Annotated in this window: 17 protein-coding genes; 16 read left to right on the top strand and 1 reads right to left on the bottom strand. The window is 39.1% G+C overall.

Going from position 1 to position 20,979, the window contains the following annotated elements; translation table 11 throughout:
- Positions 1–144 precede the first annotated feature (144 nt).
- From LIS78_RS20975 to spoVK, 12 genes are all read left to right on the top strand, one after another.
- Positions 145–321 (top strand): hypothetical protein, encoded by a 177-nt coding sequence (locus LIS78_RS20975; protein ID WP_195782032.1) that lies wholly within the window; start codon positions 145–147, stop codon positions 319–321.
- Between the two features lie 17 nt (positions 322–338).
- Complete coding sequence (locus tag LIS78_RS20970; RefSeq protein ID WP_013058800.1) at positions 339–2,096, top strand: 2-oxoacid:acceptor oxidoreductase subunit alpha; 1,758 nt, start codon at positions 339–341, stop codon at positions 2,094–2,096.
- On the top strand, positions 2,083–2,949 hold the full coding sequence (locus LIS78_RS20965; protein WP_013058799.1) for a 2-oxoacid:ferredoxin oxidoreductase subunit beta: 867 nt from the start codon (positions 2,083–2,085) through the stop codon (positions 2,947–2,949). The genes LIS78_RS20970 and LIS78_RS20965 overlap by 14 nt, the downstream gene beginning before the upstream one ends.
- A 553-nt stretch (positions 2,950–3,502) precedes the next feature.
- Complete coding sequence (gene miaB / locus LIS78_RS20960; protein WP_195782034.1) at positions 3,503–5,032, top strand: tRNA (N6-isopentenyl adenosine(37)-C2)-methylthiotransferase MiaB; 1,530 nt, start codon at positions 3,503–3,505, stop codon at positions 5,030–5,032.
- 1 nt (position 5,033) lies between these two features.
- Positions 5,034–5,465 (top strand): YlbF/YmcA family competence regulator, encoded by a 432-nt coding sequence (locus LIS78_RS20955; protein WP_252284304.1) that lies wholly within the window; start codon positions 5,034–5,036, stop codon positions 5,463–5,465.
- Positions 5,466–5,690: 225 nt separating this feature from the next.
- Positions 5,691–6,236, top strand: coding sequence for an outer spore coat protein CotE (locus LIS78_RS20950; RefSeq protein ID WP_013058796.1), 546 nt, complete (start codon positions 5,691–5,693; stop codon positions 6,234–6,236).
- A 175-nt stretch (positions 6,237–6,411) separates the two neighbouring features.
- On the top strand, positions 6,412–7,809 hold the full coding sequence (gene bcaP / locus LIS78_RS20945; RefSeq protein ID WP_195782035.1) for a branched-chain amino acid transporter BcaP: 1,398 nt from the start codon (positions 6,412–6,414) through the stop codon (positions 7,807–7,809).
- Positions 7,810–7,975: 166 nt separating this feature from the next.
- Entirely contained in the window at positions 7,976–10,633 is a 2,658-nt protein-coding gene (mutS, locus tag LIS78_RS20940) for a DNA mismatch repair protein MutS (protein ID WP_195782036.1), read from the top strand.
- Positions 10,634–10,651: 18 nt separating this feature from the next.
- Positions 10,652–12,529, top strand: coding sequence for a DNA mismatch repair endonuclease MutL (gene mutL, locus LIS78_RS20935; RefSeq protein ID WP_252284303.1), 1,878 nt, complete (start codon positions 10,652–10,654; stop codon positions 12,527–12,529).
- Positions 12,530–12,629: 100 nt separating this feature from the next.
- Positions 12,630–13,580, top strand: coding sequence for a tRNA (adenosine(37)-N6)-dimethylallyltransferase MiaA (gene miaA / locus LIS78_RS20930; protein ID WP_252285365.1), 951 nt, complete (start codon positions 12,630–12,632; stop codon positions 13,578–13,580).
- A 32-nt stretch (positions 13,581–13,612) separates the two neighbouring features.
- Positions 13,613–13,837, top strand: coding sequence for an RNA chaperone Hfq (gene hfq, locus LIS78_RS20925; RefSeq protein ID WP_013058791.1), 225 nt, complete (start codon positions 13,613–13,615; stop codon positions 13,835–13,837).
- A 187-nt stretch (positions 13,838–14,024) separates the two neighbouring features.
- A complete protein-coding gene (spoVK, locus tag LIS78_RS20920; protein ID WP_013058790.1) occupies positions 14,025–14,981 on the top strand; it encodes a stage V sporulation protein K in 957 nt (318 codons plus the stop codon).
- A gap of 32 nt (positions 14,982–15,013) precedes the next feature.
- Here spoVK and LIS78_RS20915 read toward each other — a convergent pair whose 3' ends face one another.
- The gene (locus tag LIS78_RS20915; RefSeq protein WP_013058789.1) at positions 15,014–15,625 is read right to left on the bottom strand and encodes a trimeric intracellular cation channel family protein; all 612 of its coding nucleotides are present in this window, start codon (positions 15,623–15,625) and stop codon (positions 15,014–15,016) included.
- A gap of 277 nt (positions 15,626–15,902) precedes the next feature.
- On the opposite strand from LIS78_RS20915, the gene hflX reads away from it, so the two are divergent.
- From hflX to glnA, 4 genes are all read left to right on the top strand, one after another.
- Complete coding sequence (gene hflX / locus LIS78_RS20910) at positions 15,903–17,165, top strand: GTPase HflX (protein WP_374726307.1); 1,263 nt, start codon at positions 15,903–15,905, stop codon at positions 17,163–17,165.
- 14 nt (positions 17,166–17,179) lie between these two features.
- Positions 17,180–18,442 (top strand): methionine gamma-lyase family protein, encoded by a 1,263-nt coding sequence (locus tag LIS78_RS20905; RefSeq protein WP_209151771.1) that lies wholly within the window; start codon positions 17,180–17,182, stop codon positions 18,440–18,442.
- Between the two features lie 190 nt (positions 18,443–18,632).
- On the top strand, positions 18,633–19,040 hold the full coding sequence (locus tag LIS78_RS20900; RefSeq protein WP_014458504.1) for a MerR family transcriptional regulator: 408 nt from the start codon (positions 18,633–18,635) through the stop codon (positions 19,038–19,040).
- Between the two features lie 83 nt (positions 19,041–19,123).
- Entirely contained in the window at positions 19,124–20,458 is a 1,335-nt protein-coding gene (gene glnA, locus LIS78_RS20895) for a type I glutamate--ammonia ligase (RefSeq protein ID WP_013084732.1), read from the top strand.
- Positions 20,459–20,979: the final 521 nt, after the last annotated feature.

Below are 20,979 nucleotides of genomic sequence, written 5' to 3'. Positions count from 1 at the left end.
TAGAAGTTATTTATATACTAATGCCTCATGTGAAGGCAGAAAATATCATTAAAAAACTTCATCTTATTCATTAAATATAAATATAATTAAAACGATTGAGAATTCAATGGAAAGGGTTGCATTTTTCTGGCAATCGGAATAAAATTGAAAACGGATTATGGAGCTGCTCAAGCAGAAACGTATCCTGCACAGCGGCAAGGTGCTGTGGGAGTTTTGCGGATGATTTCGGTTCGTGAAATGCAGAAGCAAATGAAATCGTTTGCTAATTTACTTTTTTCAGTTTTTATCAATAAAATAGATTTCTATATTAAGAGCAATTAAAGGAGTGGCGTTGATTTATGGTACAGCAACTTTCGTGGAAAGTTGGCGGACAGCAGGGTGAGGGAATCGAAAGTACGGGAGAAATCTTTTCAACCGCTTTAAATCGATTAGGTTATTACTTATACGGCTATCGTCATTTTTCTTCTCGTATCAAAGGTGGACATACAAATAATAAGATTCGAGTGAGTACAACTCAGGTTCGATCTGTGTCAGATGATTTAGATATTTTAGTTGCGTTCGATCAGGAAACAATCGATGTAAACGTCCATGAGCTGCGCGTAGGGGGCGTTGTAATTGCAGATGCGAAATTCAACCCAAGTCTGCCCGAAACATGTACAACTGCTACGCTATATGCTGTTCCGTTTACGGAAATTGCAACGGAATTAGGAACGTCGCTAATGAAGAACATGGTTGCTGTAGGCGCTTCAAGTGCTGTGCTTCATATTGACACAGAAGTATTTGAAGAAGTAGTGCTTGAAATCTTCGGTAAAAAGGGCCAAAAAGTTGTACAAAAAAACATGGAAGCTATTAAAAAAGGTGCAGATTACATTCGTGAACAGCTAGGCGAACAATTAGAAACAATGAAACTAGATCCAGCGGATGGCAAAAAGCGTATGTTTATGATTGGAAACGATGCGATTGCGTTAGGTGCTTTAGCCGGTGGCGCTCGTTTTATGCCAGCATATCCAATTACCCCTGCTTCAGAAATCATGGAATACTTAATTAAAAAGCTTCCTCAATTTGGTGGAACAGTTATTCAAACAGAAGATGAAATCGCAGCATGTACGATGGCTATCGGAGCTAACTATGCAGGCGTACGTGCGCTGACAGCATCAGCTGGACCTGGTCTATCATTAATGATGGAGTCGATTGGATTAGCGGGCATCACTGAGCAGCCTGTTGTTATTATAGATACGCAGCGCGGCGGTCCAAGTACAGGACTTCCAACTAAGCAAGAACAGTCTGATTTAATGGCAATGATTTACGGTACGCACGGTGAAATTCCGAAGATCGTCATGGCGCCAAGTACGGTTGAAGAAGCATTCTACGATACAATTGAAGCGTTTAACTTAGCAGAAGAATATCAGTGCCCAGTTATTATGCTAACGGATTTACAGCTTTCACTTGGGAAGCAATCAGTAGAACCGCTTGACTATAACCGCGTTGAAATCCGCCGCGGTAAGCTTCAGCAAGGAGAGCTAGAAGAGCTAGAAGAAAAACAATATTACAAGCGCTACCGCGTAACAGAAGACGGCGTATCACCACGCGTCATTCCAGGAATGAAGCATGGCATTCATCACGTGACGGGAGTAGAACATGATGAGACAGGAAAGCCATCTGAATCTCCGGTGAACCGCGATGATCAAATGAATAAGCGTCTTCGTAAAACAAAAGGAATTCGTTTTAATACGCCAATTCATGTCCACTCCCATGAAAAAGAGTCTGATATTTTATTTGTTGGATTTAATTCGACGCGTGGAGTCATTGAAGAGGCAATGGAACGTTTGGAACAGGACGGTATAAAAGTCAATCATGCTCACATTCGTTTGATTCATCCTTTCCCAGCCGACGAACTGCTTCCTTACGTGCAAGGAGCTAAAAAAGTAGTCGTCGTTGAAAACAATGCTACTGGACAGCTTGCTAATATTTTAAAAATGAATATTGCAAGTCATGATAAAATTCAAAGCGTATTGAAGTATGATGGAAATCCATTTCTTCCGCAAGAAGTATACGCAAAAAGTAAGGAGATGTTTGTGTTAAATGGCAACGTTTAAAGATTTTCGTAACAGTGTAAAACCTAACTGGTGTCCGGGGTGTGGAGATTTCTCCGTACAAGCAGCCATTCAACGCGCATCTGCTAACGTAGGTTTAGAACCTCATGAGCTTGCTGTTATTTCAGGTATTGGATGTTCTGGACGTATCTCTGGTTATATTAATTCATATGGTTTTCACGGTATTCACGGACGTGCGCTTCCAATCGCTCAAGGTGTAAAAATGGCTAATCGTGACTTAACCGTTATCGCATCTGGCGGTGATGGAGATGGGTTTGCTATCGGTATGGGACATACGGTACATGCGATTCGCCGAAACATCGATGTGACGTATATCGTAATGGATAACCAAATCTATGGTTTAACAAAAGGACAAACATCTCCTCGTAGTGAAGTAGGATTCAAGACAAAAAGTACGCCTGAAGGATCAATCGAGTCGTCTTTATCTGTCATGGAGCTTGCGTTAACTTCTGGGGCAACGTTTGTGGCTCAAAGCTTTTCAACGAATTTAAAAGAGTTAACAAGCTTAATTGAACAAGGCATTCAGCATAAAGGTTTTTCTTTAATTAACGTATTTAGCCCGTGCGTAACGTATAACAAAGTGAACACGTATGATTGGTTTAAAGAAAACCTAACTAGTCTTAGCACAATTGAAGGTTATGATGCGAACAATCGCATGCAAGCTATGCAGACGTTAATGGAGCATAACGGCTTGGTAACAGGGCTTATTTATCAAAATGCGCATCAGCCGTCGTATCAGCAGCTTGTTCACGGTTATAGTGAAGAGCCGCTGTCAAAAGCAGACTTAGGTATGACTGAGGAAAAATTTGATGAGCTAGTAGCTGAATTTATGTAAAAGAGGCTGCAATAAAAGTAGTTTAGTAGAGGGAAGATCCGAACGATGAATTGAGATTCTTAATGGAGAATCCAACTCGTTCGGATTTTTTCATAGTGATAGCGAACGTAGGTTTCATGTAGGTAGTGGCTTCTGGCTGTTGAGTGAGAGTAAGGTGAAGACTCCTGCGGGAAAAGCGGAATAGGTGAGACCCCGCAGAAGCGTAAGCGACGAGGAGGCTCATCGGCCGCCCGCGAAAAGCGAAGTCTTGCACGGAAATCAACAGCGTTCGAATAAGCGATTTACATGAGCTCTTTTATCCCATTTGTTCGTCTCTAAAATAGATTAATTTAGTTATGTATCAATCTCTTTTTGTAATTTAATAAATGTTTCGAAAATCGAATGGATTTTTAACGAAACAGGTATAGAAAATAGGTATATGATTGTGTTCGTTACTTGAAAGTTATATACTATGTTAATGTGATGAGTTTTATGCATAAGCATAAGGCTGTCACATTTTTTTGCGATTTACAGGTGCAACGTGACAATTGTCATGGCGAAAGGAGATTTTTTTATGAACGAAAAACAACGTTTAGAAAGCAACCAAGTTAATCCAGCGGACAAAAAATCCGAAAAGGATTACAGCAAATATTTTCAAACAGTATACATGCCACCTTCTTTAAAAGATGCGAAAAAACGAGGAAAAGAAGAAGTTTCCTATCACAATGATTTTGCAATCGATGAACAGTTTCATGGAATGGGACAGGGACGTAAGTTTTATATCCGTACGTACGGCTGTCAAATGAATGAGCACGATACAGAAGTAATGGCTGGTATTTTTCTAGGCCTTGGCTACGAGCCAACTGACTCTGTTGAAGATGCTCATGTTATTTTATTGAATACGTGTGCGATCCGTGAAAATGCAGAAAATAAAGTGTTTGGTGAATTAGGACACTTGAAGGCCTTAAAGCGCGAGCGCCCTGAGCTATTAATCGGCGTCTGCGGATGTATGTCTCAAGAAGAGTCAGTTGTAAATAAAATTTTACAAAAACATCAGCACGTGGATATGATTTTTGGTACACATAACATTCACCGTTTGCCTCACATTTTAAACGAAGCATACTTAGCAAAAGAAATGGTGATTGAAGTATGGTCTAAGGAAGGGGATGTTATTGAAAATCTTCCAAGAGCACGTAAAGGCAGCGTCAAAGCATGGGTTAACATCATGTACGGCTGTGACAAGTTCTGTACGTACTGTATCGTTCCGTATACGCGAGGAAAAGAACGAAGCCGCCGTCCAGAAGATATTATCCAAGAAGTACGTCATTTAGCTGCTCAAGGCTACAAAGAAATTACGCTTCTAGGCCAAAATGTTAATGCATACGGAAAAGATTTTGAAGACATAACGTACGGCTTAGGCGACTTAATGGATGAAATCCGTAAAATTGACGTTGCTCGTATCCGTTTTACAACAAGTCATCCTCGAGACTTTGATGACCGTTTAATTGAAGTTCTTGCTAAAGGCGGAAATCTTGTCGACCACATTCACTTGCCTGTTCAATCAGGAAGCAGCGATATCTTAAAAATTATGGCACGAAAATATTCTCGTGAACATTATTTAGAGCTTGTTCGTAAAATTAAAGAAGCCATTCCAACAGCATCATTAACAACTGATATTATTGTTGGTTTCCCAAATGAAACGGATGAGCAGTTTGAAGAAACAATGTCGCTATATCGTGAGGTTGAATTCGATAGTGCTTATACGTTTATTTATTCACCTCGTGAAGGTACGCCAGCTGCTAAGATGCAAGACAACGTACCAATGGAAGTGAAAAAAGAGCGTCTTCAGCGCTTAAATGCTCTTGTAAATGAAATTTCTGCAAAGAAATTGAAGGAATATGAAGGTAAAGTTGTCGAAGTATTAGTAGAAGGTGAAAGTAAAAATAATCCGGAAGTATTAGCAGGCTACACGGAAAAAAGTAAGCTTGTAAACTTCAAAGCACCTAAGTCAGTGATTGGGCAACTTGTAAAAGTAAAAATTACAAAAGCCAAAACATGGACATTAAACGGGGAAATGGTAGAAGAAACAGCAGAGGTGAAGTAATATGGCGCAGTATAACAAGAGTGACGTAATTAAACGTGCTCAAGAGCTGGCAAAAATGATTGCTGAAACGGAAGAAGTAGATTTCTTCAAGCGTGCCGAAGCTCAGCTTAACGAAAACCAAAAAGTGCGTGAAAGCATTGCAAGCATTAAAAGCTTGCAAAAACAAGCTGTTAATTTCCAACACTATGGTAAAACAGAAGCGTTAAAACAAGTGGAGGCAAAAATTGATCGTTTACAGGAAGAGCTGGATGAACTGCCGATTATTCAGCAGTTTCAAGAGTCTCAAATAAACGTGAATGATTTGCTTCAACTTGTGGCTAACACTATTTCAAACACAGTAACGGATGAAATTATTGTGTCAACAGATGGTGATTTACTGCGCGGTGAAACAGGTTCACAGGTGCGAAACAGCCCTGGATCTAGCTGCTCATAAAGAAAAAATGCCTCAGCAATTTGCTGAGGCATTTTTTTGTGCATCATGTGGCATGAAAATTGGGCAGATTTTCTCTCTAATAATTGTCACGTTTTTCTATACCCTTGCATACAATGGAACATAGGTTTTTTATGCCTTAAACCTAGTTTCTTAAAAATAATGTGCAAACAAGTGAATGAGCCTGCATAGGATGAAATGAAGATAGTTTGAGGAGGGTATGCTCACATGTCACAACACTATAGAGAAATTATTACAAAAGCAGTCGTAGGTAAAGGTCGCAAGTTTACACAATCGTCTCATACGCTTGCACCGAAAAATCGACCAACAAGCATCTTAGGGTGCTGGGTGATTAACCATGAGTACAAAGCAAAGAAAAGCGGCAGCAATGTAGAAGTTGACGGCAGATATGATATTAATATTTGGTATTCGTACAATAATAATACAAAAACCGAAGTTTGGACGGAAACCGTATCATACAAAGATAATATTAAGCTGCGCTATAAAGACGAAGATTCGATTGGAGACGATTACGAAGTAATTGTTCGGGTACTGCAGCAGCCAAATTGCCTAGAGTGCACAATTTCACCAAATGGCAATAAAACGATTGTTCAAGTAGAGAGAGAATTATTAGCAGAAGTGATTGGTGAAACGAAGGTTTGTGTTGCAGTGAACCCGAAAGGCTGCGATGATGAAGACGAGTTTGATTTAGACGTAGATGATGATGAATTTGAAGATTTAGATCCTGATTTTATATTAGGAGACGATGAGTAACTAGGAAGAAGTTCTTCCTAGTTTTTTTATTTTTGCTATTTTAAGAAAATTCTTATAAAAACAAAAAAATATATTGCTTTTTGTCGAATGCGCAGTGTATAGTAAGTTTAAAGAAATTAATGCATTAATTTTCAGAAAATTTAGTTATATCAGATAAGTATTTTGGGGGTTTACTATGAGCGTATTTCGTAAAAAATCGATTGAAACACTAATTGGTGAAACCAATTCTAAAGGTGTTAAATTAAAAAAGGATTTAGGCGCTTTTGATTTAACAATGTTAGGAATTGGGGCAATTATAGGAACCGGAATTTTTGTGTTAACAGGGGTAGCAGCAGCCGAACATGCCGGTCCAGCTTTAGTTATTTCCTTCATTATGTCAGGACTTGCGTGTGTGTTTGCAGCTCTTTGTTATGCAGAGTTTGCTTCGACAGTTCCTGTTTCAGGAAGCGCATACACTTACAGTTATGCAACATTCGGTGAATTAATCGCTTGGATTTTAGGGTGGGACCTTATCTTGGAATACGGTCTTGCTTCATCTGCTGTAGCCAGTGGATGGTCGGGGTATTTTCAAGGGTTGTTAGCCGGGTTTGGCATACATTTTCCAAAAGCTTTAACAAGTGCATACAATCCTGCAAACGGCACGTATATTGATGTTCCAGCAATTATGATCGTTTTCTTAATTACCTTGCTTTTAACACAAGGAGTAAAAAAATCTTCACGTTTTAATGCTATTATGGTTATTATCAAACTTGCTGTCGTGCTTCTATTTATTGTAGTAGGAGTGAGCTATGTTAAGCCAGAAAACTGGACGCCGTTTATGCCGTTTGGTTTCTCGGGAGTAGCAACAGGAGCAGCAACTGTATTCTTCGCCTACATTGGGTTTGATGCTGTAGCAACAGCGGCCGAGGAAGTACGCAAGCCTCAGCGAGATATGCCAATCGGAATCATTGCATCTCTTGCGATTTGTACAGTTCTTTATATCGTCGTATCGCTTATCTTAACAGGAATCGTACCTTATACAGAATTAAATGTTAAAAACCCTGTAGCATTTGCTTTAAGCTACATTAACCAAGACTGGGTAGCAGGATTTATTTCATTAGGTGCAATTGTTGGTATTACAACGGTATTACTCGTTATGATGTATGGACAAACTCGTTTATTTTATGCGATCAGTCGAGATGGTCTATTGCCGAAGCCTTTTTCAAAAATCAGTGAGAAAAAACAAACGCCAGTAGTAAATACGTGGATTACATGTTTACTAGTATCCATCTTCTCTGGTTTAGTACCATTAGGAAGATTAGCAGAGTTAACAAACATCGGTACTCTTTTTGCTTTTATGACCGTATCAATTGGAATTTTATATTTACGTAAATCAAAACAAACTTCAGAATCGACTGGCTTCCGCGTACCGTTCGTGCCGGTGATTCCAATTTTAGCTTTTGTGTTCTGTTTATACTTAGCACTTCAGCTTCCAAAGTTAACATGGATTAGTTTCGTAATTTGGCTTGTACTAGGGCTAGTAGTTTACTTCTTATACGGACGTAAGCATAGTCATTTGAACAACAGTAAATAATAATGAAAAGCTTCGGACAAGCTTCTTCCTTCGTCCGAAGCTTTTTTATTTGTTTTATGAAAAGAAATTGAAGATTGTTCTATTTGAATAAATTAAGTTTAAGAAAGACTTATGTTATAATACGTGTAGCAAAAACGCACAACTAGATGTGGTATGGAGGAATAGTATGGCAGCGTATACGCCAATGATACAGCAATATTTGAGAATTAAGGCAGAGTATCAAGATGCCTTTTTATTTTTTAGATTAGGTGATTTTTACGAAATGTTCTTTGAAGATGCTACGACAGCTTCTCAAGAACTTGAAATAACATTAACAAGTCGAGACGGAGGAGGACAAGAACGAATTCCGATGTGCGGGGTTCCGTATCACTCTGCTCCTACGTATATCGAGCGTTTAATTGAAAAGGGATTTAAAGTAGCTATTTGTGAGCAAGTAGAAGACCCTAAGCATGCAAAAGGTGTTGTAAAGCGAGAAGTGGTGCAGGTGATTTCACCCGGAACACTGATGAACGAACGCGGACTGCATGAAAAGGAAAATAACTATATTTGTTCTGTTACTGAGTTCGAGGATCAAACGTTTGGTCTTGCTCTTTCTGATTTGTCTACAGGAGAAAACAGCGTAACGCTTGTTAGTTCGTTTCATGATATAGTCTCAGAGATTTATGCAAAAGAAGCAAAAGAAGTCGTTGTAAGCTCTGAGTTTCCTGCTGACTTATTACAAACACTAAAAGAGCGCATGACGATTACCATTTCTTATGAGAATAGTACAGAGCAAGTAGAAGGACTAGATTATTTAGTAGAGTCGCTTCAGCAGCAAAAGCTTATTACAACGTTTGCGCGTATTCTTCAGTATTTAACTCGCACGCAGAAACGTTCGCTTGAACACTTACAGCCCGTGCAGTTTTATCAAATCAATGAATATATGAAAATTGATTTGTTCTCTAAGCGGAACTTAGAGTTAACCGAAACAATTCGTTCAAAAGGAAAGAAAGGTTCGCTTCTATGGTTATTAGACCAGACCGTTACGGCAATGGGCGGCCGTTTATTAAAAAATTGGATTGACCGTCCGCTTTTAAAACAAGTGGATATTGATAATCGTTTGAATATGGTAGATGTCTTAATGAAACAGTTCTTTGAGCGAGAAGAACTACGTGAGTTACTAAAAGATGTGTACGATTTAGAACGCTTAGCTGGTCGAGTAGCTTTTGGTAATGTAAATGCTCGTGATTTAATTCAATTAAAAAAATCATTGCAAAATGTGCCTCATATTCAAGAGGTTGTGAATCGTTTGAATCATCCTTATGCCACAAAGCTTGTTGAAGACATTGATCCTTGTGAGCGATTAGCTAATCTTCTTGAAAGAGGATTAAAAGAGCACCCTCCTTTGTCAATTAAAGAAGGAGACATTATTAATGACGGCTATCATGAACAGCTTGATCAATACCGAGATGCAAGTCGAAACGGAAAAACGTGGATTGCATCACTTGAACAGCAAGAGCGTGAGAAAACAGGGATTCGCTCACTGAAAATTGGTTATAATCGCGTGTTCGGCTATTATATAGAAGTAACGCGGGCAAATCTGCATCTTTTGCCTGAAGGAATGTATGAACGAAAACAGACGTTAACCAATGCAGAACGTTTTATTACGCCTGAGCTGAAAGAAAAAGAAGCGCTGATTTTAGAAGCGGAAGAGAAAATTGTAGAGCTGGAATATGAATTGTTTTTACAAATCCGTGAGGAAGTAAAAGCATATATTCCAAGGCTGCAAGAACTCGCTAAAAAAGTAAGTGAGCTTGACGTACTGCAGTGCTTTGCAAAAATCAGTGAAGAACGTCATTACACGAAGCCTATTTTTTCAAGCGGAGATATTTCGATTCAAAATGGACGCCATCCAGTGGTAGAAAAAGTAATGAATTCACAGGAATATGTGCCAAACGACTGTCAAATGACGGATGATAGTTCAATTTTACTGATTACAGGACCAAATATGTCTGGTAAAAGTACGTACATGCGTCAGGTCGCTTTAACGGCGATATTAGCTCAAATTGGCTGTTTTGTGCCAGCGGACGAAGCGGTTCTGCCGATTTTTGATCAAGTATTTACACGTATCGGAGCAGCCGATGACTTAATTTCAGGTCAAAGTACGTTTATGGTCGAGATGCTAGAAACGAAAAACGCAGTGACAAATGCCACTCAGTCGAGTCTGATCCTATTAGATGAAATTGGACGCGGCACGTCTACGTATGACGGAATGGCTCTGGCTCAAGCAATTATTGAATACGTTCATGAACATATTGGCTGTAAGACACTATTTTCTACTCATTATCATGAATTAACCGTACTCGATGAGTCGCTTCCTGCGCTTAAAAATGTTCACGTAAGCGCGGTTGAAAAAAATGGGAAAGTCGTCTTTTTACACAAAATCAAAGATGGTGCTGCGGATAAAAGTTATGGTATTCACGTAGCGGAACTAGCAGAACTTCCAGATCCGCTTCTAGAGCGAGCTCGCGTTATCTTATACGATTTAGAACAGCCTTCTGAACGTGAACCTGTACGTCAGGCTCCAAAAAGAGAAGAGATGACACAACAAGTTTCACAAGAAGGTGCTTCTTTGGTTCAAGAAGAACGTGTAGATAGTAAAAAAGCAGATGAAGCCAATCAGCTTTCGTTCTTTGAAATAGAAGAGAAAAAAGAAAAGCCTGCGCTTTCGAAACGGGAAAAAGCAATTATAGATCGTTTAAAAGAGCTGGATATTTTAGAAATGACGCCTTTAGACGCAATGAATGCGATGTATGAACTGCAAAAATCATTAAAGAAGAAATAGATTGAGAGGAGTGAGTCTGTGGGTAAAATTGTGCAACTTTCAGACGAACTTTCAAATAAAATTGCTGCCGGAGAGGTTGTTGAACGACCTGCTTCGGTGGTGAAAGAACTAGTCGAAAATGCTATTGATGCAAACAGTACAGTTATTGAAATTGAACTAGAAGAAGCTGGGCTTTCAAAAATTCGTATATTGGATAATGGAGACGGCATTGCTTCTGAAGACTGTTTGACTGCTTTTAAAAGACATGCGACAAGCAAAATCAAAACAGAACAAGATTTATTTCGAATTCGAACGTTAGGATTTCGGGGCGAAGCGCTGCCAAGTATTGCTTCGGTTTCAATGCTTGAACTCAAAACGAGTACGGGAGAAGAAGCCGGCACTCATCTTAAACTTAGAGGCGGAGAAATCGTTCATCACGAATTAACGTCAAGCCGAAAAGGTACCGAACTTGTTATTGAAAACTTATTTTTTAACACACCTGCACGTTTAAAATATATGAAGACGGTAAACACGGAGCTTGGTAACGTAACGGACGTAGTCAATCGTCTTGCGATGTCTCATCCTGAAGTTTCAATTCGGCTGATGCATCAAGGAAGACAGCTTCTGTATACGAACGGAAGCGGAGATGTGCGCCAGGTGCTTGCAGCTATTTATGGAATGGCAGTGGCTAAAAAAATGATTCCGATTAACGTTCAGTCTCTTGATTATGAAGTGAATGGTTACGTCGCTCTTCCTGAAATTACAAGAGCTTCTCGTAACTACATGTCGACCATTATTAACGGTCGTTTTGTTAAGAACTACGGGTTGTTAAAAGCGGTACAGCAGGGCTATCATACCCTTTTACCTATCGGCCGTTTTCCAATCGTGTTTTTAACCATTACAATGGACCCTTTGTTAGTGGACGTGAATGTTCATCCAGCGAAACTAGAAGTGCGCTTAAGTAAGGAAGCGGAGCTGTTTGAACTTATTGAACAAGGAGTGAAAGCTGCTTTTAAAAAGCAGCAGTTAATTCCGGATGCTGTAGTACCAACTAAGTCAAAATCAGCTGTTCAGCCAACTGAGCAGCAGACCTTTACATTTGATCATCGGTCTAAACCGTCTGGCTATCAGCCGTCTGATACGGTTCGCGAGCCTAGCCTTAAGGAGGCTCCCGTTCGTGTAGACGAGATCATGCCGCCTGTTAAAACAGAGGTCATACGTCAAGATGAAGAACTTGAACCGACGTTTCGAGAAATAGAACACTATGAAGAATCGGTGGAAGAAAACGTCCCTATTCCAGAACCAAACCTTTCAGCCAAAGAGCAGCCAGAACCGCGTGTTCCTGCGATGTACCCAATTGGCCAAATGCACGGAACGTATATTTTGGCACAAAATGAAAAAGGATTATTTATTATTGATCAGCACGCGGCGCAGGAGAGAATTAAGTACGAATATTTTAAGCGAAAGCTTGGAGAAGTAGATTCAGAAGTTCAAGAACTGCTTATGCCGCTTACGCTAGAGTTCTCGGGAAATGAAGCCTTGATTTTAGAAGAGCACAAAGACATGCTTGCTGAAGTAGGGGTCTTTCTAGAACCGTTTGGACAAAACTCCTATATAGTTCGTTCGCATCCGCAGTGGTTTCCAAAAGGAGAGGAACAGGAAACCATTGAAGAAATGATTCAGCAAATCTTTACGATGAAACGAGTCAATATCGAAAAGTTAAGAGAAGAAGCAGCTATTATGATGAGCTGTAAAGGATCGATTAAAGCGAATCATCATTTGCGAAACGATGAGATTTTTGCTTTACTTGAAACGTTGAGAAAAACAACAGATCCATTTACGTGTCCGCACGGACGACCAATTATTATTCATCATTCGACGTATGAAATGGAAAAAATGTTTAAGCGAGTGATGTAGGCAATGCGGCTAGCTGCAGCTAGCCGTTTTGTTGAATAAATCATGGCCATTTGGATAAAATGGAATGATGTGAATGCCTATAGATGAAAGTAGTGTTGTTATGACGGGAGAGAAACCAAAACTTATTGTCATTATTGGACCAACTGCGGTTGGTAAAACAAAATTGAGCATTGAACTTGCCAAACAGTTAGACGGAGAGATTATTTCAGGTGATTCAATGCAAATTTATAAAGGGATGGATATCGGAACAGCGAAGGTGTCAGAAGAAGAGATGCAGGGTATTCCCCATTACCTGATCAATATTAAGGAGCCAGATGAATCGTTTTCTGTGGCAGAATTTCAAGAGATTGTAAGAAAACAAATCGATGATATTCATGCTAGAGGAAAAATGCCGATGATTGTTGGAGGGACGGGTCTTTATATTCAATCCGTTATTTATGATTATCAGTTCACAGAAACTCCTAGTGATGAAAAAGTTCGTGAACGAATGGAAATATTTATTAAAGCTCATGGCATTGATCCCCTGTATGAAAAGCTAAAAGAAATTGACCCAGACAGTGCAGCTGCTATCCATAAAAATAACCATCGCCGTGTAATCAGAGCGCTTGAAGTTTATGAAGTAACGGGCAAAAAATTCAGTGACTATACAAAAGAACAGTCGCAAGAGTTATTATATGACGTAAGCATTATTGGACTTACAATGGATAGAGACGTATTATATGAGAGAATTAATCACCGAGTCGATATGATGATGCAGGCTGGACTGCTTGATGAAGTCAAATCATTGTACGAAAGTGGTCTGCATGATGTACAATCAATTCAAGCTATCGGCTACAAAGAGCTGTATGCTTATTTTGAAGGACGCTGTACGCTCGAAGAAGCTGTTGAACAGTTGAAACAAAATTCCCGCAGATATGCAAAGCGTCAGTTAACGTGGTTTCGAAATAAAATGCCTGTAAAATGGATAGAGATGGAAGTTGACAAATTTCCCGAAAAGTTTGCTGAAATTTTTACATATATTGCAGGAAAGCTGAAGAAAGAAGCGAATTAAGTAAACAGATAGAGAAACGAGGAGGCCGAATAATGAAACAATCAGTTAATATTCAAGACCAATTTTTAAATCAATTACGTAAAGAAAATATCTATGTGACGGTATTTCTTTTAAATGGTTTTCAATTAAGAGGACTAATTAAAGGATTTGATAACTTTACTGTGTTAATTGAATCTGAAGGAAAACAGCAGCTGATTTATAAACATGCTATTTCGACATTTGTACCAAATAAAAATATTACAGTAGAACTTGAATAGAGATTAAAGAGAAGCATCCGCATAATCGGATGCTTTTTTTATGCAAATAAAGGCTTAAAAAAGTTTCTTAACATTGTTTTTACTCATCGAACATAAACCTTATAATAGACGATTATTTCTTCGGTAATAAGAGATCATTGTCTTCGTATCGTTCATCGCATGCAGCTATGCGATACAGAGAAGTGGGATGAAACGAGAGGTGAACATGGTGGAGCAGCCGATAACTCTTAAAAATAATGGGCAAATTAATATCATTTTAAATAATGAAACAAAAAAGGAAAAATCGTATACGACATCAATTCCGCGTCCTGCCAAAAAAGCTGTGATAAATCATGAGCCGCTTCGGGAAATTGAACGAGAAATGAGCGGACTGGTTGGAATGGAAGAATTGAAAAAAATGATAAAAGAAATATATGCGTGGTTATATATTAACAAAAAAAGAGAGGAACAGGGCTTAAAAGCGGGAAAGCAGGCGCTGCATATGATGTTTAAAGGGAATCCAGGAACAGGGAAAACGACGGTAGCCCGCCTGCTAGGTAAATTATTTTTGAATATGAACATCTTGTCTAAAGGACATTTAATTGAAGCAGAGCGGGCAGATTTAGTTGGAGAATACATTGGTCATACCGCTCAGAAAACGAGAGATCTTGTAAAAAAAGCGCTTGGAGGTATTTTATTTATCGATGAGGCTTATTCTCTTGCAAGAGGGGGAGAAAAAGATTTTGGAAAAGAAGCGATTGATACATTGGTCAAACATATGGAAGATTCAAATGATAAGTTTGTATTGATTTTAGCTGGTTATCCAAGAGAAATGGAAAATTTCTTAAGTCTTAATCCAGGACTGCGCTCTAGGTTTCCGTTTATTTTTGATTTTCCGGATTATGATGTGAATGAACTGATGGACATTGCGGGTCACATGATGAATGATAGGCAGTATCAGTTTAGTACAGAGGCCTATAAAAAGCTAAAAGATCATTTCATGGACGTGAAGTACAATCAGACGCCTAGGGATTTTAGTAACGGTAGATATGTACGAAACATTATCGAACGTTCCATACGTACTCAATCCATGAGGCTTTTAGAAGAAGAAAGCTATGAGCGCAATGAGCTTCTCACTTTAACGTCAAGCGATATTCAGCTGTAAAAAAAAGCCTTTCGTCACGAAAGGCTTTTTTTCTACATATTTGGTTGTCGAATCGTTTTGATCGGCAGGCGCCATTTGTAAATATATGAACACATCCGAAGACCTACAAGTAAGATAAATAACGTATAAAGTTCTACAGGCGTGTTTGTAATATGCAGTCCTACGCTAAATCCTGCGATAATCGCCCATACCGCATAAATTTCATCTTTAAGAACAGTAGGCTTTCGACGTGCTAATAAATCTCGAATAATACCCCCGCCGCTTCCTGTTAAGACCGCAGCTACAATAACCGCGCTAAGCGGATGGTTCATATGAGTGGCATAAAGCGCTCCTTGAATCGCGAATGCTGCAAGGCCAATGGCGTCTGAAAAGTTTCCCCATCGCTTCCAATGTTTTAAGATATTGTTTGGAAATAAAAAAGTGGCAGTGATAGATAATAAAGCAATCTGAAAAAAGAGTCCTTGTTCCCAAAGGGCAGACACCGGTACACCGATAAGCAGGTTTCGAATGGCTCCTCCGCCAAAAGCCGTTACGATTCCCAGTATGTAAACACCTAAAATATCATATTCCTCTTCCATGGCAATGAAAGCTCCGCTGATTGCAAAGGCAATCGTTCCAATAATGCTAAGTACGTCCCAAGTCATGATGCTATCCCCTTTATTCTGTTTTCACCAAGTAGCGACTATTATTTTAAAATCAGGTAGCCTGATTCAAATTTCGATAAGTAAATCAATTCAAATTGTATACAGAATTTCGTGATATTTCAATGTTTTTTTAATCATCGTTTTATAGATTTTAAAAAGGGTGTTAAACTAGTAAAAGACAATGTATTCTGTCTCTTTTGCAAAGATGGAGAAATGGACATTTTTTTGATATGATATGAATGATTTGTCAATTTAATAGTAAGGGAAGGAAAAATCTTTGACAGCAGAAATGAATACTGAACTTGAACGCGTAATTTTAGTCGGATGTCAGCTTCATGACGATGACGAACGTTTTGAATATTCAATGGATGAGCTAGCATCTTTAACTGAGACTGCAAAAGGTGAAGTGCTGGTAAGGTTAACACAAAAGCGCGATCGCATTCATCCAGCTACTTATATTGGAAAAGGGAAAGTAGAAGAACTTGTGGCTCTTGAAGAAGAGTTAGATCCTGATTTAATTGTATTTAATGATGAATTGTCACCCAGTCAAATCCGCAATTTGTCGGCAGGGTTATCTGCGCGTATTATTGACCGCACGCAGCTGATTTTGGATATCTTCGCACAGCGTGCTCAAACGCGAGAAGGAAAAATGCAGGTGGAACTTGCTCAATTAAATTATCTGCTACCTAGGTTAGTAGGACAAGGTACCGCTTTGTCACGTCTTGGAGGCGGAATTGGAACAAGAGGTCCTGGTGAAACGAAACTTGAAAGTGACCGCAGACATATTCGCCGCAAAATTGATGAAATTAAGCGTCAGTTAAAGACAGTGGTAAGTCACCGCGAACGTTATCGAGAAAGACGTAAGCGTAATCATGTCTATCAAATTGCGATTGTGGGCTATACGAACGCTGGTAAATCGACGATCTTTAACCGCTTAACAGAAGCTGGTATTTTTGAAGAAAATCAGCTGTTTGCAACTCTTGATCCAACGACAAGACAGTATACGCTTCCGTCAGGATTAACGGCTCTGTTAACTGATACGGTTGGATTTATTCAAGATCTTCCAACAACGTTAGTAGCCGCGTTCCGTTCAACACTTGAAGAAGTAACCGAAGCTGATCTTGTTCTGCACGTGGTAGATTCATCTAATCCAGATTACAACAACCACGAAAAAACAGTGCATCGCTTACTAGAAGAGCTGAACGTAACGGACATTCCGATGCTGACAGTTTACAATAAAGAAGATATGCAACATGAACTATTTGTCCCATCCGCTTCGACATCGTTATCAATGAGCGCTTTTAAAGCTACTGATTTAGTGAAGCTTGGGGAAAGAATTCAAGAAGAAATGAAAAAAGAAATGGCGTTTTTTCATGTGCTGCTGCCGGCTTATGAAGGAAAAATGCTCGCTGAACTAAAAACGGTCTCTATTCTTGAGTCGTTAAAATTCAATGAAGAAACTGAGAAGTATCAGTGCAAAGGGTATATTGCAAAAGAGCATCCCCTTTACAAAAAGCTACAAACGCTTGAAGAAAGTTGAGGAACAAAGAAATGATGTTTGATCAGTTAAAAAACGGGGCACGCATTCGGGAACTTGCTGCAAAAGTAGAAAAACAAATTAAGCCCGTACATGAGAAAATTGACGAGCGCATTGAAGCAAATCAATTTCGGGTGCTGCAAAGCTTTCAGCAAAATCGAGTGAGTGATTCTCATTTTAATCCGACAACGGGGTATGGATATGACGATCTAGGCCGCGATACGTTGGAGAAAGTATATGCGGACGTTTTTGGAACAGAAGCTTGCCTGGTGCGTCCGCAAATTATTTCAGGTACGCATGCAATTGGCATTTCGCTGTTTGGTGTACTGCGTCCTGGAGATGAACTATTATATATAACTGGAAAGCCTTATGACACCCTTGAAGAAATCGTTGGTATACGAGGAAGCGGTGTAGGCTCTTTAAAAGAATATAATATTAGCTATAAATCAGTAGATTTAACAGCGCAAGGTCAAGTGGATTTTGAAGAAGTGAAAGCGTCTATTCATGAGCACACAAAGATGATAGGCATTCAGCGCTCAAAAGGTTACGGCATTCGTCCTTCTTTTACAGTCGCGCAAATAAAAGAAATGATTTCTTTTGTAAAGAGTATTAAGCCTGACGTTATAGTATTTGTCGATAACTGCTACGGTGAATTTGTAGAAACAATCGAGCCAACGCATGTAGGAGCAGATTTGATGGCGGGGTCGCTCATTAAGAACCCTGGTGGAGGTCTTGCTAAAATCGGTGGCTATATTGCAGGAAGAAAAGACCTAGTGGAAGCTTGTTCATACCGAATGACAACCCCTGGAATCGGTGCAGAAGCTGGAGCGACGCTGTATAGCTTACAAGAAATGTATCAAGGTTTCTTTTTGGCTCCGCACGTAGTCGGTCAAGCATTAAAGGGAGCAGTTTTCTCATCCGCTATGTTCGAAGAGCTAGGGATGCAAAGCGAGCCGAAGTGGGACAGTGAACGAACAGATTTAATTCAATCCGTGCAGTTCGATGACCGTGATAAAATGGTTTCTTTTTGTCAGGCTATTCAATTCGCTTCGCCAATTAATTCACACGTAACGGCCTATCCTGCTTATATGCCAGGGTACGAAGATGATGTGATTATGGCAGCTGGAACGTTTATACAAGGAGCAAGCCTCGAGCTGACGGCAGATGGGCCTATCAGGCCTCCTTATGTCGCTTACGTGCAGGGCGGGTTAACGTATGCTCACGTAAAAGTAGCAATATGCATGGCAGTAGATCAAATGCTGACGAAAGAACTTTTATAAAATATAAGATAGAAAGACTATTTTCTCCCCGTTAAGAAAGAAAAGATAGGCTTATAAAAATAAACGAAGCGCTATTTATTTGTATAGAAGAAATGTTCAGAAAAATTTATGTTAGAATTACTAACATTCGGTTGACAGGTGAACTAACATAGCATACAATGTAAATAGTTAATCCAAAGGAGGAACTGAAATGAGTGACAACATTCGAAGAAATACGCCACTTTTCCCAATTGGAATTGTGATGCAGTTAACTGAGTTGTCGGCTCGCCAAATTCGCTACTATGAAGAACATGAATTAGTTGCACCAGTAAGAACAGAGGGAAATCGACGACTATTCTCATTTAACGATGTTGATAAGCTGCTTGAAATCCGTGATCTTATTGAACAAGGTGTAAACTTAGCAGGTGTAAAACAGCTGTTTCATCTTCAAAAGGAGCAAAAAGGGCATAAGCAAGAAGAAAAAGTTGTGGCAGAAACAGCAAAGCCAGAATTAACGGACGATGAATTGCGAAAAATGCTTCGTGCAGAACTTATGCAAGCAGGCCGTTTTAATCGAGCAACTTTAAATCAAGGAGATATGTCCAGGTTCTTTCATTAACAAAGTTATCAATATTTATGCCGTTCGTATATGAGGGGTATAGATTATAAATATTATATAGAGATTTAGGGGAGGATCACACGATGGCAAAGTACACAAAAGAAGATATTTTCCGCAAAGTTCAAGAAGAGAATGTAAAGTATATTCGTCTTCAGTTCACTGACATTTTAGGAACAATTAAAAACGTTGAAATTCCAGTAAGTCAATTAGAAAAAGCGTTAGACAACAAAATGATGTTTGACGGTTCTTCTATTGAAGGGTTTGTACGTATTGAAGAATCAGATATGTACCTATTCCCGGATATTGATACATTTGTTATTTTCCCTTGGACATCTGAAAAAGGTAAAGTAGCACGTTTTATTTGTGACATCTACAATGCAGATAGAACTCCGTTTGATGGCGATCCACGCAATAACTTAAAACGTGTGTTAAAAGAGATGGAAGAGTTAGGATTTACTGATTTTAACCTTGGACCTGAGCCAGAGTTCTTCTTATTCAAATTAGACGAAAAAGGCGAACCTACATTAGAATTAAATGATAAAGGTGGCTACTTCGACTTAGCGCCAACTGATCTTGGTGAAAACTGCCGTCGTGACATCGTATTAGAGCTTGAAGAAATGGGCTTTGAAATTGAAGCATCTCACCATGAGGTAGCTCCTGGACAACATGAGATTGACTTCAAATATGCTGCTGCATTAAAAGCTTGTGATGATATCCAAACGTTCAAACTTGTTGTAAAAACAATTGCACGTAAACATGGCTTACATGCTACATTTATGCCAAAACCATTATTTGGTGTGAATGGTTCAGGTATGCACTGTAACGTTTCATTATTTAAAGATGGTCAAAACGCATTTTATGATGAAAACGGTAATCTAGAGCTAAGTGATACTGCTCGTCAATTTATCGCAGGTATCATCAAGCACGCACACAGCTTTACAGCAGTAACAAATCCTACTGTAAACTCTTATAAGCGTCTAGTGCCTGGATATGAGGCTCCTTGTTATGTTGCATGGTCTGCTCGCAACCGTAGCCCATTAATTCGTATCCCAGCTTCTCGCGGCGTAGGAACTCGTGTTGAGGTACGTAGCGTAGACCCAGCTGCTAACCCATATTTAGCAATGGCTGTTCTATTAAAAGCTGGTTTAGATGGAATCAAGAACAACCTTGAAGCTCCAAAACCTATCGATCGTAATATCTATGTAATGACAAAAGAAGAGCGTGTTGAAGAAGGTATCGTAGATTTACCTGCAACATTAGCTCAAGCTTTAGATAGCTTCCAATCAAACGAAGTTATGGTTTCTGCTCTAGGTGAACACTTAGCAGAGCACTTCGTTGAAGCGAAAGAAATCGAATGGGATATGTTCCGTACACAAGTTCATCCTTGGGAACGTGACCAATACATGAGCCAATATTAATTTCTAACAGTCCGAGAGATCGTTTATACGTTCTCTCGGACTTTTTTGTTTTTCAAAATGAATGACGCTCTGCATACGTACATTGAATATATAGCTTGTTTGTAAAAAAGCTGCCTGTTGTACAATTTACAGGGAGCTTTTTTTATTGTTTTGTTACATACAAGAAAGAATTTATTTACATGAATTAAAAAGGATAAGCTTTTTGTCTCATTGAATCTATAAGTAAAAGTAGTGTATAACAGATAGTGAGATTGTTTATGTGTTCACTCTGCACTGTATTTCAGTATAACTTCAGAGAATTTTCAGCCAATCATAGTATCGTTAGAAAATACTGTTGGAGAGGAATGTAATAAAATGAAAGAAGGAAATTTTTTTAAAGGTTTAGTGATAGGGATATTGATAAGCATTCCAATTTGGATTATTCTCATTGTTATAGGCGTTCTGCTTTTTAAATAGGTCCTAACGTTATAAATAATAGACCCCTCCCGATCGATACTTTAATCAACCAGAATAGAGGCTGG

This window comes from Priestia megaterium, assembly GCF_023824195.1.
Lineage (GTDB): Bacteria > Bacillota > Bacilli > Bacillales > Bacillaceae_H > Priestia > Priestia megaterium_D.
The sequence above is the reverse complement of the archived record's forward strand: the minus strand, read 5'-3'. Positions and strand labels throughout refer to the sequence as shown.

What these genes read in the sequence shown, in the direction of transcription:
- LIS78_RS20905 (WP_209151771.1), top strand. Translation starts at nt 17,180, where the DNA reads ATGTTTGATCAGTTAAAAAACGGGGCACGCATTCGGGAACTTGCTGCA.
- glnA (WP_013084732.1), top strand. Translation starts at nt 19,124, where the DNA reads ATGGCAAAGTACACAAAAGAAGATATTTTCCGCAAAGTTCAAGAAGAG.
- hfq (WP_013058791.1), top strand. Translation starts at nt 13,613, where the DNA reads ATGAAACAATCAGTTAATATTCAAGACCAATTTTTAAATCAATTACGT.
- spoVK (WP_013058790.1), top strand. Translation starts at nt 14,025, where the DNA reads ATGAAACGAGAGGTGAACATGGTGGAGCAGCCGATAACTCTTAAAAAT.
- mutS (WP_195782036.1), top strand. Translation starts at nt 7,976, where the DNA reads ATGGCAGCGTATACGCCAATGATACAGCAATATTTGAGAATTAAGGCA.
- bcaP (WP_195782035.1), top strand. Translation starts at nt 6,412, where the DNA reads ATGAGCGTATTTCGTAAAAAATCGATTGAAACACTAATTGGTGAAACC.
- miaA (WP_252285365.1), top strand. Translation starts at nt 12,630, where the DNA reads ATGACGGGAGAGAAACCAAAACTTATTGTCATTATTGGACCAACTGCG.
- LIS78_RS20950 (WP_013058796.1), top strand. Translation starts at nt 5,691, where the DNA reads ATGTCACAACACTATAGAGAAATTATTACAAAAGCAGTCGTAGGTAAA.
- LIS78_RS20965 (WP_013058799.1), top strand. Translation starts at nt 2,083, where the DNA reads ATGGCAACGTTTAAAGATTTTCGTAACAGTGTAAAACCTAACTGGTGT.
- LIS78_RS20955 (WP_252284304.1), top strand. Translation starts at nt 5,034, where the DNA reads ATGGCGCAGTATAACAAGAGTGACGTAATTAAACGTGCTCAAGAGCTG.
- LIS78_RS20915 (WP_013058789.1), bottom strand. Translation starts at nt 15,625, where the DNA reads ATGACTTGGGACGTACTTAGCATTATTGGAACGATTGCCTTTGCAATC.
- LIS78_RS20900 (WP_014458504.1), top strand. Translation starts at nt 18,633, where the DNA reads ATGAGTGACAACATTCGAAGAAATACGCCACTTTTCCCAATTGGAATT.
- miaB (WP_195782034.1), top strand. Translation starts at nt 3,503, where the DNA reads ATGAACGAAAAACAACGTTTAGAAAGCAACCAAGTTAATCCAGCGGAC.
- LIS78_RS20970 (WP_013058800.1), top strand. Translation starts at nt 339, where the DNA reads ATGGTACAGCAACTTTCGTGGAAAGTTGGCGGACAGCAGGGTGAGGGA.